Origin of the sequence: Herbaspirillum robiniae, from assembly GCF_002213415.1 — a bacterium.
Classification (GTDB): domain Bacteria; phylum Pseudomonadota; class Gammaproteobacteria; order Burkholderiales; family Burkholderiaceae_D; genus Herbaspirillum; species Herbaspirillum robiniae.
In genome coordinates this window covers 34,840-49,025 of sequence record NZ_NJGU01000013.1, presented here as the reverse complement: position 1 = coordinate 49,025, position 14,186 = coordinate 34,840, and the positions used below count along the sequence as shown (strand labels likewise).

The 14,186-nt window shown below is 52.4% G+C and carries 16 protein-coding genes; 4 read left to right on the top strand and 12 right to left on the bottom strand.

Annotated features, from left to right (window positions below; all coding sequences use genetic code 11):
- The first annotated feature begins 7 nt into the window (after positions 1–7).
- Together istA and istB are read left to right on the top strand one after the other, a co-directional pair.
- Positions 8–1,588 carry an IS21 family transposase gene (istA, locus tag CEJ42_RS20700; RefSeq protein ID WP_088752390.1) on the top strand — a complete coding sequence of 527 codons (1,581 nt, stop codon included), beginning with the start codon at positions 8–10 and terminating at the stop codon, positions 1,586–1,588.
- Between the two features lie 2 nt (positions 1,589–1,590).
- Entirely contained in the window at positions 1,591–2,343 is a 753-nt protein-coding gene (gene istB, locus CEJ42_RS20695) for an IS21-like element helper ATPase IstB (RefSeq protein WP_088752389.1), read from the top strand.
- A gap of 586 nt (positions 2,344–2,929) precedes the next feature.
- Here the strand turns inward: istB and CEJ42_RS24840 are convergent.
- From CEJ42_RS24840 to CEJ42_RS24800, 12 genes are all read right to left on the bottom strand, one after another.
- Complete coding sequence (locus CEJ42_RS24840; RefSeq protein ID WP_129587806.1) at positions 2,930–3,322, bottom strand: hypothetical protein; 393 nt, start codon at positions 3,320–3,322, stop codon at positions 2,930–2,932.
- A gap of 71 nt (positions 3,323–3,393) precedes the next feature.
- Complete coding sequence (locus CEJ42_RS24835) at positions 3,394–4,185, bottom strand: lysozyme inhibitor LprI family protein (RefSeq protein WP_129587805.1); 792 nt, start codon at positions 4,183–4,185, stop codon at positions 3,394–3,396.
- A 115-nt stretch (positions 4,186–4,300) separates the two neighbouring features.
- Positions 4,301–4,669, bottom strand: coding sequence for a hypothetical protein (locus tag CEJ42_RS24830; protein ID WP_129587804.1), 369 nt, complete (start codon positions 4,667–4,669; stop codon positions 4,301–4,303).
- An 88-nt stretch (positions 4,670–4,757) separates the two neighbouring features.
- Positions 4,758–5,219 carry a hypothetical protein gene (locus tag CEJ42_RS20685; RefSeq protein WP_088752387.1) on the bottom strand — a complete coding sequence of 154 codons (462 nt, stop codon included), beginning with the start codon at positions 5,217–5,219 and terminating at the stop codon, positions 4,758–4,760.
- 82 nt (positions 5,220–5,301) lie between these two features.
- On the bottom strand, positions 5,302–5,715 hold the full coding sequence (locus tag CEJ42_RS24825; protein ID WP_129587803.1) for a hypothetical protein: 414 nt from the start codon (positions 5,713–5,715) through the stop codon (positions 5,302–5,304).
- Between the two features lie 308 nt (positions 5,716–6,023).
- Positions 6,024–6,869 carry an energy transducer TonB gene (locus tag CEJ42_RS20680; protein WP_088752386.1) on the bottom strand — a complete coding sequence of 282 codons (846 nt, stop codon included), beginning with the start codon at positions 6,867–6,869 and terminating at the stop codon, positions 6,024–6,026.
- 114 nt (positions 6,870–6,983) lie between these two features.
- A complete protein-coding gene (locus tag CEJ42_RS24820) occupies positions 6,984–7,283 on the bottom strand; it encodes a hypothetical protein (protein WP_129587802.1) in 300 nt (99 codons plus the stop codon).
- Positions 7,284–7,862 carry a hypothetical protein gene (locus CEJ42_RS24815; RefSeq protein ID WP_129587801.1) on the bottom strand — a complete coding sequence of 193 codons (579 nt, stop codon included), beginning with the start codon at positions 7,860–7,862 and terminating at the stop codon, positions 7,284–7,286.
- Between the two features lie 129 nt (positions 7,863–7,991).
- On the bottom strand, positions 7,992–8,300 hold the full coding sequence (locus CEJ42_RS24810) for a hypothetical protein (protein WP_129587800.1): 309 nt from the start codon (positions 8,298–8,300) through the stop codon (positions 7,992–7,994).
- A gap of 71 nt (positions 8,301–8,371) precedes the next feature.
- Positions 8,372–8,800 carry a hypothetical protein gene (locus CEJ42_RS24805; RefSeq protein ID WP_129587799.1) on the bottom strand — a complete coding sequence of 143 codons (429 nt, stop codon included), beginning with the start codon at positions 8,798–8,800 and terminating at the stop codon, positions 8,372–8,374.
- 20 nt (positions 8,801–8,820) lie between these two features.
- Positions 8,821–9,138 carry a hypothetical protein gene (locus tag CEJ42_RS20675; RefSeq protein WP_088752385.1) on the bottom strand — a complete coding sequence of 106 codons (318 nt, stop codon included), beginning with the start codon at positions 9,136–9,138 and terminating at the stop codon, positions 8,821–8,823.
- A gap of 1,251 nt (positions 9,139–10,389) precedes the next feature.
- Positions 10,390–10,983 carry a hypothetical protein gene (locus tag CEJ42_RS24800; protein WP_129587798.1) on the bottom strand — a complete coding sequence of 198 codons (594 nt, stop codon included), beginning with the start codon at positions 10,981–10,983 and terminating at the stop codon, positions 10,390–10,392.
- Between the two features lie 441 nt (positions 10,984–11,424).
- Here CEJ42_RS24800 and CEJ42_RS20665 point away from each other — a divergent pair, with 441 nt between their 5' ends.
- Positions 11,425–13,263, top strand: a complete 1,839-nt coding sequence (locus CEJ42_RS20665) for a hybrid sensor histidine kinase/response regulator (protein WP_165774484.1) — start codon at positions 11,425–11,427, stop codon at positions 13,261–13,263.
- 285 nt (positions 13,264–13,548) lie between these two features.
- Positions 13,549–14,175, top strand: a complete 627-nt coding sequence (locus tag CEJ42_RS20660) for a DUF5666 domain-containing protein (protein ID WP_079215967.1) — start codon at positions 13,549–13,551, stop codon at positions 14,173–14,175.
- The last annotated feature ends 11 nt before the right edge of the window (positions 14,176–14,186 follow it).

Here is a 14,186-nt window from a genome sequence, read left to right as displayed (position 1 = left end):
AAGGGGAATGCTCACCCTTTTGCGGCGCTACTCCTGCGCTGCTTGGAAGATGCCTATGAGGCTAGAAATCTATTTGCAGCGAGAGATAGCGCGTCTGCACTTCTATGAGCTATCCAGCTCAGACCGAGTCATCGCCGACACCGTTGGCATTTCCCCCACGACCGTGGGTGTCTTGCGCAATAAACTGCGAGCAACGACGCTTAATTGGAGTGACATCAAAGATGTCGATGATGACCAGTGGCGTACCCTGATCGGTACTCACGACCGTAGTGCTGCCGCCCCGAAGCCGGCTCCCAATTGGGAATGGGTGCATCAAGAGATGCAGGCAGAAGACGCCACCCTAGAGCATATCTGGCAGGAATGGCGTGAATCCGAGCCCGCCGGCATTGGCTACACGCAGTTCACCTCTGGGTACCGTAAGCACATCAAGAAATTACATATCGTCATGCGGCGCATCCATCTTCCGGGCGATAAGCTGTTTGTGGATTTTGCTGGTCGGACGATCGATGTCCACGATGCCGAAACCGGTGCCATCGAAGAGGCGCAGATCTTCATTGGTGTGCTTGGCTATTCCAATTACACATTTATCTATGCAGTACCTAGTCAAAAAACAGCTGATTGGGTGGATTGTCACATCAAGTGCTTTGAGTACATGGGTGGCGCTCCAGCCTGGGTTGTGAGCGACAACCTAAAAGCTGCGGTGTGGCGACGAGAGCGTGATCGCATTGTCGTCAATCCTAGCTACAGGGACTGCCTGGCTCACTACGGCACGGCAGCACGGCCGACCAGGAGTCGCAAACCGAAAGACAAGCCGAAGGCCGAAGTTGGTGTCCAGATTGCTCAACGTCTTTTCTTCCGGCTGCGGCACCGAAAGTTTTTTAGTTTCGACGAGCTCAATACCGAGCTTCACGCCCTGAGCGAAAAGCTCAATCATCATCGTTTTAAGAAACTGGACGGATGCCGGCACCAATGGATGGAAGACACGGAAAGGGACAAGCTGCGCCCATTGCCGGAGCGTTCCTTTGAGCTGTGTGACTGGAAATATCAGGTCCGAGTTGGTCAGGATTACCACGTAGAGCACCAAGGTGCGTTTTACTCTGTACCTTACTACCTCTCGGGAAATCGCGTTGATCTGAGGTTCACCCAGACCATCCTTGAAATCTTCCTGGCTGGCCGCCGGATCGCATTGCACGTCGTCCAGACGAAGCAAGGCGCAACAGTGACTGAGCGGGAGCACAGGCCTCTTTCACATATAGCCGTCACTGAGTCTGAACCAGCAGACCTAATTCATTGGGCGGAAGGTATCGGTCCTAACGCCAGCAAGATGATCGCCTATCACCTCCATGATCGACGAGATCCGACGAACGGACTTCGCGCTGCTCAACGGATGAGAAGCCTGGCGCGAACACATGGGAACGAACGCTTCGAGGCGGTTTGTACGTATGCGTTGAGGGCGAACATTACAAGCCTTCGCAATGTTGAGTCGATTTTCAAGACGAACGTCGACTTGCGGCCGGCCAAGCAGCAGAACGGTGAATCACGCCCCACACATGACAATGTGCGCGGCCCTGAATACTTCGGAGAATGAATATGAGCAGCCAACCACAAAATACCATCCAGCTCCGTGACTTGAAGCTCCAAGCTATGGCCGAGGCCTATGAACTACAAAGTCAGCAACCCAAGCTGCAGAACATCGCCTTCGATGACCGTCTGGGAATGCTTCTTGAAGCCGAGAGCGCATCAAGGAGGTCGCGCAAGCTAAATCGGCTGATCAAGAGCGCGAATTTTCCAGAGGCGGCTTCTCTAGAGGATCTGGATGGCCGTGCAGCGCGCGGGCTTGATAAGACGCTTGTTGCCGCCTTGTCGACTTGTAGCTGGATCTCTCGGCATCAGAATTTGATCATTCTCGGTGCCACAGGCGTCGGAAAAACGTGGCTTGGCTCGGCTTTTGGTCAGCAGGCGTGCCGGCTAGCTATGTCTGTGGCATTCCATCGCGTATCAGATCTGTACAGTGCTGTCGTCGAAGGCCAACTCGATGGTTCACTCCCGTCACTCAAGGAGCAACTTTACAAACCGGCACTGCTCATCTTGGATGATTTCGGAATGGGAGAGATGACACCAGCAGCTGCGCAAGTGCTGCTCGACGTGGTTGACAGGCGCTCACGTACGGGCTCGGTACTCATCACCAGCCAGTATCCCGTGGAACAATGGCACGGTTTCTTCCCGGACCCCACGATAGCAGACGCTGTCTTGGATCGTGTGGTCCACCAGGCTTACAAGATCCAGCTGAAAGGGGAATCAATGAGAAAGTTGCGGGGCAAGAAATCTCTTGCTGAAGTCTAAATAGTCCACGTTGCCGAATAACTGTCCATGTGACCGTTTTAACGCTCGCGTTGCCGGACTGCTTGTCCAGGCTTCCGCAACAGTGTCCATCTGGTTCCGATCTGAGTGTCCAGCTCAGACCGAACCAGGTGTCCAGAAGCATCCGAAATATGCATGTTTGCGGCCTCTGGAATTTTTCAGATTTCAGTTTGCTGGCAAGCGAATAGATTTCCTGCCGCAATGCTGAATTCAGGAGCTTTTATATGATTCAGTGGCCGAGCCAATTTTTTCGATGAAAAAACCGACGCCATAGAGAAAGATGAAAGTAGGTGAGACGAGGGCAAGGTAAATTTCTAGCCACGACATTTTCTCGAAATAGCGGTGCAAGCCCAACTTGAAGATCAATGCGTCGTGAAGAACCAGTGGCAGCTGTAGAAAAACAAATTTTCCTTTTGGGTCAGCGCCGGATGCCATCCCACCACAAAGCACAATGATGACCGCTTACATGATGCATAGAATCACTCCAAGTCTACTCATAGTCATCCTTCTGCAAATGGCGGTTGTGCAGTAACTGCTTCTGGTCGCATAGTGTCCAGTACTGTTCGAACTAACCGCCGATCTTCCAGGCCGCCTGTGCTTTGTAACGCTGAATTAGTTCTTGGACTGCTGGGGACTGACAACCATACTGCGAAATTACTTGTTCTGCCCTAGCTCTATATTGCTCCGTGGATTCTTTATCTTGTTCTGCTATTTGATCATCTGTTAACTGCGGATTGCGCTCCTTCAAAACCTGAATCTTTCGTATGGAAACGGCAAGGAAATTTGTTCGAAACGCTTGCTCCGTTGCGGCATCGATTAGAGAACACTTCTTTGCTGCAACCCCGGATACGATAAATTGATTAGCGATGCTAACAATGTCCATGCTTGGTTGAGCAATTCGCTGAGCATTGGCGGTAGCGCACAAGCCAAAAGACAATAAAAGCGCAATTTGATACTTCATTTCCCCCTCCCATTAATTCAGTAAGTGTCATCGATGTCGGCTTCTGGGCGATCGCCGTCATTCGTGCTTATTTATTCATGCTGATTCATGCACCTATTTGCCCAAGGTTGCGACAGGATTTCCTCCCGCTCCTTACTTGTCAATGTTTGATAGCGAAAACCTCTATTAGCGGTCAATGCATCGCACGGCTTGGCTGGAGTGGTATCGAACAGTTGATTCCCGCAAACGGATAATGAACTTTTCACCTTCTCCCATTTCTCCTGTGCACCGTTTTCGTATGTACATTTGGTTTCGCTACCTGGGCCGCAAAACAATTCCACGGAAGCTCGATTCGCGCTTTGGATCGTCGCCTGGAGGCGTCCTTCATAGATACGATAAGTTGCCCATTGCTCTAACTCACCGCAAATTCGCTTTCCATTCTGTATGAGTCGATATGAGGAGCAAATTTCTTCCGCTTTGAACAATTGGCATGACTTCCAATTGCCTTCAAATGGCTTGGCCTTTGATGCCTTATCACGCACCAACATGCCATTTAGTGCATTGGTTTGTTTTTCCCATCTATCTTCAAGTTCGAAAATACGTGCCTCGTAGGCATCAGTGAGGCACGCTGCATCGCTGCAGCGATTGCGGACATTTGTAAGCCAATTCCATTGATCGGCTTTTAATGAGATGGTCTTGGTCGATATTTGCAAGACTGTCTTATAAGTGCGGTCCAGCAAGTCATCCAAGTCAGAAATTTCTTGTTGCTCGCAAATGATCTCTTCGACTGGATTTATGGTCTTCTCACAGTCAAAGCTCGCTGCATGAGAGCCAGAAGACATGATTAAACCGAAGGCCATTAATAGGATGTACGCAATTTTCATCAACTAGTCGCCAATTTCCAAAGCGTTACTCACCTTGTCTGAATTTTCTTATTATCCCGCTATCCGTGATGTCTGCTCCTGGCCGATTTCTGACAAGCTTAGAGCGCCAAGAGACTCAGGTGCCTTCCTCAACTATTTCAGAATAGCGCCCCACAAACACGGGGGCATAGCCGAACGGTAAGACGTTTGCGGAAAAGCGTTTTCCGTTGTTCAGTCTGAAAATAAAGGACCAATAGCCAGGGGAGGGATGCTTCTCTAGGCGCCCCTTTTTTTCTTGATATGAAAAATCGGCTATCGGGGCTATTTTCTCTACCAGTACCACATCGTCGCAGCTGCAATGAGCGCGCATGTCATCCATCGCCCATAGCTGCTCTTTTGCTCCATCTGCCGACGGAACATAGTCTGGATTAGCCCAGAGAAGATATCCGACGCAAAGAGCCGTCACCGCAGAAAACGCTGCGAAGATACGGGTGGTCTTAAGCATGGCTGACATATCTTATTTACAGAAATCCTGGTCTCTTATGCTTTGACTAACGTCCGCTTCTGGCCGATTGCGGACATGATTGCGCTCGCTACCGTGGATCTGTGTTTGACATCCATCCAGACTCAATTCGTTCGATCAATAGCGTATCGTTCCACACTCCTCGAATTGGGAGTTTTCTTTGCTCAGCGTCTATTTCCCCGACGCGCCATTCCGTTTCGCCGTCCCATAGCCACCACACATCCACTTTCTTGGTAGACGGATTAATGATCCCTGCTCGGAAAGTTGGGAACGCTTGTGCCTCCAACGGCACAGCAGCGCAATCCACAATTGAAACAATGCCACGATTCACCGCAGCACCAAGCGGGGAAAAGCAGATAAACGTGGGCTCAAGCTTTATGAGCTCTGGTAGATTGCCAGGCCGACTAGTGTAGATATTGCTGAATACCCGTAATAGAGCTCCGAACTGCTTGTGCTTGTGTGTGTACTGCGCATAAGCCAACCCGTTCTTCGTCTTGATCTCGACAACATCCCCGTATTTTAATTTTTTCATTGTAGAAATATGGACTTGCTAGTGTGTTTCACCGGAGTCGATGTCTGGCGGCCGATTGCGAACCTATCTTTTTATAAGGAAATCATCTCTGAACCGCCCTCTTAGTGAAGACGCGGCAAATCATATAGGCGAGAAATATGACTGAAATAAAAAAAACGCAAAGCGGCCAGATGTTAAAAGTACCAAGGACGAGAACGCCAGGTTCCCCAACTATTCGGTGATAAATTCCATCTTTGGGTATAGGTATCGAGAAAATTCCCAGATACGAGTCCAATATGAAATAGCAAGCGTAACTCGCCACACCGATGGAAAATGAATAAACCCAAGGACGTGAAAGATTGCGCCCAAAAAACGCCGCCGCTACTGCCGTACAGAATAGAGGAAGCGCCATAATCAAAATGGCTTCCAAGTCCATTTGGTCTAGCAGCACCAATATTGCAAGGCCAATGGCGAATGCCGCTAAAGCAGATCTGGACGCTAGGGATGAGTTCTTCATGGAGTCATTTTAATGAGGTAATGGCTGCCGACTAGGTCAGCACTTGGCCGGTAGCAGACGCTCACACTTAAGAATAATCAGGCGAGATCAGCCGCAGGCCTAGACCGTGATCAATCAGAATCGCAACGATCCAAAGCAAAGCCACTACGCTCCAAAGGCCCAGGAGGGATAATGGTGTTGAAGATCGCCCATTTCACCATCCCGGACGAGGGGAGGGAGATTACGTCCTTAGAGAACATTTTCTCTCTCATTTTTTTGCAGCTCGCCATTGGGCTAATTGGGACATCGCAATTGGTCTGCGCGCGAGGTTACTTTCCCCGTTCCAACCATTCTGCATTGGACGTTTGTTCTTTTTGTCGTCCTAGCGCGTCCGAGAGGCTGCGCTCGACCACACTGTCGTTCCAACGTACGACAACTGCTCGCTGATCCTGGAACAGCGCAGAGAGTTTCTTCAGCAAGGTTTCTCCTCCGGGTTGATTGACGAGCTGTTCAAGCAAGATCAACTCACTCTCGCTATACCGCCTGTTGAAATATTGAACCAAGCTTTCGCTCACCTCCGATGTGTTCTTTCGGGCGGCCTCAAGTTGCAGTCGAACCTCCTCGACAATCTGCTTCAGCGCTTCGGGCGGAATCGAGGGATACTCCATTTGAAGCCGCCTCGGGATTTTGTCGACAAGTTGTACCGCATAGGCTGTCGGCAGCAGGTTGGGCGGCAGTTTTCTCAATATCGAATTAATCGTTGCGCGCTTGGCTGCGCCGAGAGGTGGAGCCGGTGGTGCCGGTTCGGGATTCAGGTGGAAATTGATGGACCGTGCCGTTGTATGTTCCTGTGCAATCCCACCGCAGACCATCGGCGGATAGACCTTGGAGATAATGGCACGTACGGCTTCCGTATCAAGATCCCGATAACCTGACGTCGACAGAATCGTCGCTGAAGAAACTCTTCCGTCTTTGTCGATCGTGAACTGGACGCGTGTTGTGCCTTCTCGCTCCTCTTCACGTGCCTGAGGCGGATAAAACACCGTCGGCGCCACTTCTCGGGTCGTGACCGCTTGCCAGCGCGTTTCGTCTGCTTTGCTGCATACGGGAATCGCTTGCGCTGCAGCTGAACTTGCAATGAACGTGATTGCAAAGGTCAGAATGGCATATCTCATTTAATCTGTATTTCCGAATAATTGTTTTATTGCCCGAAGCCGAATCACACTTTCCATTCCCGGCCGCTTGTTGACGATGGATTCCTGATCAGCGTGTCACCGTCAGCCAACCATTTATATCGGTTCAATATCCGAGGGAAACTGGCTCGCCTTCTTCCATTCCACTTCACTCAGGTCTTCGCGAATGTCCCGGCGATGCCATGCCCTGTTGAGATGCGAAAAAACATGTCCAAGATCAATCCGTAGATTGGCTGCGCCATATGCCGGATCCCGGCGCATATCTTCGATCAAAGTGGAGAGGTGTTCTTTTGCATCCTCCAGTTCAGACATCAGCAAAGTCCATCCAATAGGGGCATTTTCTTTTGTAATCACGATTCGTCTTTCTAACCAGTCAGGCCTTATGGCCGAACGCATTTATTCTGGTATCGCTTTGGACTCCTGGACAAGTCTATCCCAGCGAGTAAACAACCGGAACCCAACGTAGTCGTTCTTGTATTTACAAGTCCCACGATAGTAGCAATCCCAATAGCTAATCATCCTCGCTTTTGCCTGTGCATAGAATGCCGGATTTTCTCTCAAGAATCGGGCGTACATTGCAGTATCGAGGCGATCAAAATTGTTTTCTATGTCGTAGAGAATTTCGACGACGTATTCACTTGCCAATCGAATTACAAACGGGGCGATCCACGGTTGTTTTCGATTGAAAATTTGTGCCAAGTGACGCTGGCGAAGATAACCATCAGAGTGCCTCGTCAATATGCATGAGTACAAAGTACTCGCCTCTGCAGGAAGATTCCTGAACACTTGCTCGTCGACTTGCTGATAAATCCGGACGGGTAGCTTGAGATTTTCTGCTGCGACCTTTACTTCGATTAAAGGTCCACTTGAGAAAGTGATTGGAAGAGTTTTTTCAACAAGCAATTCTGCGGATGCCTTCAGATATGAGGGGAAAGAATTTGCTATGACAGCGAAAGTGTTTTGATCGAAGGGCACGATATTGGTCTTGGATTCTTCTTGCCGATATTGTGGTCCGCTTCTGGCCGAAAGCGGACTTTTAATTGATAGCTGAATTGTGCGAATGATCGCTGGTGCCGAGGTTTGGAAAACTACTTCACCTGGACGTTATTCATGCATATCACACGCGGTTATTTCGATGCGACCTGCGACTACATCAAAGCAACCGAAGTCTCCTTCTAGAGTCAGGCGATCGGTCGAAATATTCCCTCCCTCAATCTCGCCAAGACACGCTCTTCCATAATGAGTGTGGAGACCCGCTCGGAAACTGACGTAATGAAAGGAAACTTGCACATCATTGACGCCCAGTGCTACTGCGTCGATTCGAATTTTTTTTCCTTCAACCGTAAGTATATTTATGGCCGCATAGCTCCTGTTGTCCTCCCAATCGATGGACAAAAGATAGCCGTTTATCATTTCCTCTGCTCTCATGTACCACCCAAACTATTTGAAAAGTTGAAACGACCACTTCTGGCCGATTGCGGACGTTAATGCCCTAACGAACCTGTCCCAACGTCCTTCGAATCAAGACCTGCTTGGATAGCTCCGAAAAAGGGGAGTCCAATCAACGCTGCTGAAAACCAATATGGCATAGCTACGTGCATCACAGCGATTCCACCAATGGAACCGACGACACCGAGGCCAAATCCCAGTCCGAACCGGTATGGGCGCTGAGAAATCGTACAAAACGCTAAGCTCCAGAACTGCAATAGCGTCCATGCACTGCCTACAGCACCGATAGGGCCAGTTAGTCGGCCTTCGACCAGTTCAGAAATGGATCCTCCCACGATATAAGGAAGTCCGAAAATAAACAAAAGAGACGATGGACCACCCAAAGCCACTGCTTCGATGGAAAGAAATAGCGATCTTCTGTTATTCATGAATTCAGCATGTGGATCTGCATGGAAGGTCGGCATCTGGCCGCAAGCGGACATCTTCAGCGAAGGACTACAATCGCTGTTCCGATCATGCCAAAGAAAACCAGCAGCCCAGCCATACCCATCAACAGTGAAGCCTGACTGATGTATCGCCAGGATGATCCGGCTTTTTGTAACTCATCGTTCAACCGCATGAGGTAGGCAATACACAGCAACGAACAGGCAGCGAAAAATATTACCCCACCGATGCTGGACGATACGGTCCTGTCCCCCATCTTGAGCCATGACGAATATGCACGATCTATGAAGCTGACCACCGTCAACCATTGGATTGTCACGACGAAGATGGAAAAGATCAGGGTGAGCTTTATTTTCATCTGAATAGAAGTCTGTTCTTGACCGGAAGCGGACCTTATGAAGGTCCATGTTCCTTACCAGACAGTGCAAGCATTTAAAAAAGGCTTACTTTGAACGCATCCATCCTAAAAGAACAAAGGAAAAAATATTGATGATGTTGATAATAACGACACCAATTTCTAGCGCGACTAAAAACTGATTCGCGCCAAAATAGAGAATGATAAAAAACAAGATAAAAGCAGCCGCCATTAAAAAGGCGGCTAGGAAAAATTGAATTTTGAATCTCTTAGAATATTGGACCATAGTTAATCTACCGTCACGCTCCAAATGGCCTCGTCAGCTTCTGGCCGATAACGGACATTTTCTTACGATCCGAAGTCCTCATTTCATGCGGGATTGTTCGAGTGATCGAATAACCCCGTATCCGAAAATCAACCCTGCACATGGCCCGCCCATCCAAATCAAGAAAATCAAGGTAGACATCGGAAGAGGTAATTGTTCGAACACCGTTCCCAAAAGACTCAAGAGAACGAGCGCAACAGGAACAATTATGGACCTTTTAGGGGAAAGAAGAGCCGCAAGAACGCCTGCGAAGAATGAGCCCAACGCTATCGAAGCCTGAAGTACATACCAGCCAGGATGCGTTGTATCACTTGGATACTCAAGCCATATTGACGAGTCCTCTATTGTCAGTGACCAAAGCCGCATGGCCATGAGCGCGACGAAAGGAAGAAAGGTTGTCAATCCAAGTTGTGCCAGCCACCCCGCGGTTATACCAAGCCACTTCGATTTTTTTAGAATGGATATTTCAGTATTTGATTTAGGCATTCAGGATGGACAGAAGAAAGAATAACAATACGGACGGCTGAGATATGGATTTTCCGTTGCAATAGTCGTCTTTTGGCCGGACGCCGACCTCGGCTAGCAATGTCTTAAAAAGCTATCTCCGCAAATGAATATTCAAAAGAGGCAAGCGTAGTTCACTGATATCTTTGTTGGACTTGTATTCTTCAATCTGCCGTAACTCAAGAAGATATCTATCCCAGAATGAGTCCCATTTTTTCTTCTTTCGGGGTGATGGGACATGCAGCTTCCAGTGAACTCGAATACTCTCTCGACCGCATAGAGGGCAGTGAAATGCATCGATATTTTGATCTCTGCGCTGCAGTTTTTACAGTGCAGACAGGCAAAAGTGCGATTGCTCATGTTTTTCTCTCGGAGACGTACTGCCTCATGTCCTTGATGAACGTCAGCTCCAGGCCGGAAGCAAACTACTTGTTTCCTAGCGAACTATCTGTAGTCAAGAAGTTTCTGCTCTTCATGAAATAGAGTGTAAAGAAGAACGGTACGGCGATAAATGCCACTCCACATGCAATCGCCTGACCATAAGAGACGAATGAGCCGAAACGATGCGACTCTGCCCAGCTATTGTCTGGGAAGGACCAAACTGCAAAAGTCAGAATCGCCCAGAAAAACACCAGCACGCCAACGATGTTTCTCATCTCAAAGCGCTGAAACCGCAGAAGTAGTGCCGCAACAGGTACTGCTATCAAACCGATCAGCGGCAATACGAACACACTAAGCAAGATGCTGAGATGAATCGTCCAGCCTAGTATCGTCGCCCAACGGCCAAGTTCGTTCACGGGGCCAGTAGCACGACTACCGAAGTCCATTAACGATGTAAGAAAACAAAGGATGATTAATCCGACGATGCTCGATGTAAAGGCCAAGACATACGGTCTGATTCGTCGAGATAGATTTTTTTCACTTCGAACTAAACGCCAGCAGATTAAGGGCATGGCAATAAAGAAAATCGCGATGCCCAAAGGGTGTGTTATCCAGAAGACGAGAAAGTCTGTTGCCATATACGAACCTATGTGTATTGTTTTTTTCTGCCGATAACGAAGTTCCAGGTGGCAAACGTTGAATTCGTAGGCTGCGAAAAATTGCTGTCTGCAATTGAAATCGATTAATTGTCGCTGTCATGGCCCGTCGCCAATCGATTTTAAATGGAAAAGTACCGCGTCAAGAATGGTTGTCAGAATGGCATGTCGCTTTCTCCGGGCAAGGAGCGGACCGCCTGAACCTGCATATCCGCCACATCGCAGCCCACCGGCGCGCATGCAAGCCATCCGGCGTACATGCCGCCGGGCGGAGATGGCATAATCAGCCGGATCGGGGCTTTCGTGGCGGAAGCCTGCACCAGGCGTCGCTGGCCGGCCGCCGGTGCAGTTTGATGAGAAACGTCATCAGGCTCAGACCTCATGCCATATCAGCAAGCCCGCGATGCGGTGCGAAAGGTTCAAATGATGCAAGATCCCCTCGTTCACTCTGCGGCTGCGGCATCGGGCAGGAGCGAAGCGCCGCGCGTGCCGCAGGTCGAAGACAAGACCGCCGAGCTGCGCGAGGCGCTGGCCATCGTCGAAGCGCAGAAGCGCCAGCTGGAGATCGAGCTCGAGGATGCGCGGCTGCTTCACGGCATCAGCTCCATGATGGCCGATGAAGATTCGGTCGATGCGCTGTACCAGAAACTGGTGGACGCGGCCACGCTGGTGATGCGCTCCGATTTCGGCAGCATGCAGCGTTATGACCGCGCACGCGGCGAGCTGGAGCTGATCGCGCATCATGGCCTCAATGAAGACGCCGTCCGCTTCTGGCAATGGGTTTATCCGGGGCGCGCCACGACCTGCGGCAAGGCGCTGGAGACCGGCAAGCGCGTGATCGTGCGCGACTTCGAGAACTGCGATTACATCGTCGGCAGCGACGATCTCGAGGCCTTCCGCAAGGCCGGCGTGCGCGCTGCGCAGTCGACGCCGCTGCTCACGCGCAACGGCAACCTCGTGGGCATGATCACCACGCACTGGACCCATTGCCATGAACCGAAGGAGCGCGATCTTCGCCTGTTCGACATCATCGCCCGGCAGGCGGCCGACCTGATCGAACGCAACACCACCATGCAGGCCTTGCAGCTGCAAACGCAAAGCCTGCTGGAAGCCGACCGCTACAAGGATGAATTCCTCGCCACCCTGGCGCACGAGCTGCGCAATCCGCTGGCGCCGATCCGCACCGGGCTGACCTTGCTCAAGATCGGCAAGCCCGGCCAGGAGGCGCGCATATTGCCGATGATGGAGCGGCAGCTCGGGCATATGGTGCGGCTGATCGACGACCTGCTCGACGTGTCGCGCATCAGCCGCGGCGTGGTCGCCCTGAAGCCGGGACGGGTGTCGCTGGGGGCGATCATCGACAGCGCGGTCGAGACCAGCCGTCCGCTGATCAACGCCGCCAGCCACAAATTCACCGTCACGGTGCCCGGCAACGAGGTCTGGCTCGAGGTCGACGAGACGCGCATTGCGCAGGTCATCAGCAACCTGCTGAACAACGCGGCCAAGTACACGCCGCATGGCGGGCAGATAGCGCTGGTCGCCGAGGTGGCGGACGACGCGATATCGGTGCGTGTGATCGACAACGGGATCGGCATCCCGGCGAGCATGCTGCCGCGGATCTTCGATCTCTTCACGCAGGTCGACAAAGGCTCGGAGCGATCGCAGACGGGACTGGGCGTTGGCCTGGCGCTGGCCAGGCACCTGGCCGAGATGCACGGCGGCAGGATCGATGTGGCCAGCGACGGCGATGATGCCGGATCGGTCTTTACGCTGCGCCTGCCCGCATCGGTGCTGGCCGTGCCGGAAGCGCCGGCCGGCGGCGAGCCGGCGCGCGGCCAGGTGGCCGTCGATCCCTTGCGCATTCTCATCGTCGATGACAACGTCGATGCCGCCGAGTCGCTCGCCTTGCTGCTCAACAACCTGGGCCACACCACGGGCATCGTGCTGGAGTCGCCGAAGGCGGTGGCGACCGCGCTTGAGTTCAGGCCCGATGTGATGTTCCTGGACATCGGCATGCCGTATCTCAATGGTTTCGACCTGGCGCGCGATATCCGCTCCAACGAGGCCCTGGGCGGCGTCTACCTGGCGGCGCTGAGCGGCTGGGGAACCGACGAGGACCGGGCGCGCAGCCGCGCGGCGGGGATCGACTGCCACATGACCAAGCCGGCGCTGGCGGACGATGTCGAGAAGGTGCTGTCCGGTGCGGGACGCCAGTCGCCAAGTCGCTCTGCAGGCATGGCGCCGGATCAGATGGTGCGCTGAGGTCGCAGGGCGCGGGCGGCAGCCTCCGTTCGCTCGCGCAGATGGCTGGACATTCCCTGTTACTGAATGCAATCGCCCGCTTCATGTGGGCGTTGTCCTTTTATTGCTTCTCTCATTATTGCTCCTCTCGTTTGCCGCATCGACATTGACCGCCGCCCGCGCCATTCGCTTCAGCCAACGGCTCGGTTTTTTCACCGGATGACATTTTTGTCATGAAAATGTCACCCGAATGACTCCTTTGGCTCTCTAGGATGGACGATCCTCAACTCACGCGGTCCCCCTCCCATGAGCACATCCATTCGCAAACTCTTCCATGGCGTCATGATGTCGGCGCTCGTCGCCGGCGGCCTGGCCGCATCCGCCGCCATGGCGCAGGCGCCTGCCATGACCGGCATCCGCGGCGCCATCGTCTCGGTGGGCGGCGACAAACTGGTCGTCAAGAGCAACCGCGGCGGCGAGCAGACCGTCGCGCTCGACAAGGACACCCGGGTGGCGGCGATCTCGCTGGCCAACATCAATGACATCAAGCCGGGCAGCTATATCGGCGCCGCCGGCATTCCGCAGCCGGACGGTTCCCAGAAGGCGCTCGAGGTGCACGTCTTCCCGCCGGCCATGGCCGGCACCGGCGACGGTCATCGCCCGTTCGACCTGGCGCCCAACAGCACCATGACCAACGGCACCGTGGGCGACGTGGTGGCCAGCAGCGGCCGCACACTCACGCTGAAGTACAAAGGCGGTGAGAAGAAGATCGTGGTGCCCGAGGATGTGCCCATCGTCAACATCGAAGCCGGCGAGCGCTCCATGCTGGTGGCCGGCGCCAAGGTGGTTGTGCGCGCCCGCAAGAACGCCGACGGCAGCCTGACCGCGGCATCGGTCAGCGTGGGCAAGAACGGCGTCACGCCGCCGATGTAAGAAGGGTAGAC

Bases quoted from the DNA above. Each gene is read 5' to 3' on its own strand.
- istA (WP_088752390.1), top strand. From the start codon at position 8: ATGCTCACCCTTTTGCGGCGCTACTCCTGCGCTGCTTGGAAGATGCCT.
- istB (WP_088752389.1), top strand. From the start codon at position 1,591: ATGAGCAGCCAACCACAAAATACCATCCAGCTCCGTGACTTGAAGCTC.
- CEJ42_RS24840 (WP_129587806.1), bottom strand. From the start codon at position 3,322: ATGAAGTATCAAATTGCGCTTTTATTGTCTTTTGGCTTGTGCGCTACC.
- CEJ42_RS24835 (WP_129587805.1), bottom strand. From the start codon at position 4,185: ATGAAAATTGCGTACATCCTATTAATGGCCTTCGGTTTAATCATGTCT.
- CEJ42_RS24830 (WP_129587804.1), bottom strand. From the start codon at position 4,669: ATGCTTAAGACCACCCGTATCTTCGCAGCGTTTTCTGCGGTGACGGCT.
- CEJ42_RS20685 (WP_088752387.1), bottom strand. From the start codon at position 5,219: ATGAAAAAATTAAAATACGGGGATGTTGTCGAGATCAAGACGAAGAAC.
- CEJ42_RS24825 (WP_129587803.1), bottom strand. From the start codon at position 5,715: ATGAAGAACTCATCCCTAGCGTCCAGATCTGCTTTAGCGGCATTCGCC.
- CEJ42_RS20680 (WP_088752386.1), bottom strand. From the start codon at position 6,869: ATGAGATATGCCATTCTGACCTTTGCAATCACGTTCATTGCAAGTTCA.
- CEJ42_RS24820 (WP_129587802.1), bottom strand. From the start codon at position 7,283: ATGCGTTCGGCCATAAGGCCTGACTGGTTAGAAAGACGAATCGTGATT.
- CEJ42_RS24810 (WP_129587800.1), bottom strand. From the start codon at position 8,300: ATGATAAACGGCTATCTTTTGTCCATCGATTGGGAGGACAACAGGAGC.
- CEJ42_RS24805 (WP_129587799.1), bottom strand. From the start codon at position 8,800: ATGCCGACCTTCCATGCAGATCCACATGCTGAATTCATGAATAACAGA.
- CEJ42_RS20675 (WP_088752385.1), bottom strand. From the start codon at position 9,138: ATGAAAATAAAGCTCACCCTGATCTTTTCCATCTTCGTCGTGACAATC.
- CEJ42_RS24800 (WP_129587798.1), bottom strand. From the start codon at position 10,983: ATGGCAACAGACTTTCTCGTCTTCTGGATAACACACCCTTTGGGCATC.
- CEJ42_RS20665 (WP_165774484.1), top strand. From the start codon at position 11,425: ATGATGCAAGATCCCCTCGTTCACTCTGCGGCTGCGGCATCGGGCAGG.
- CEJ42_RS20660 (WP_079215967.1), top strand. From the start codon at position 13,549: ATGAGCACATCCATTCGCAAACTCTTCCATGGCGTCATGATGTCGGCG.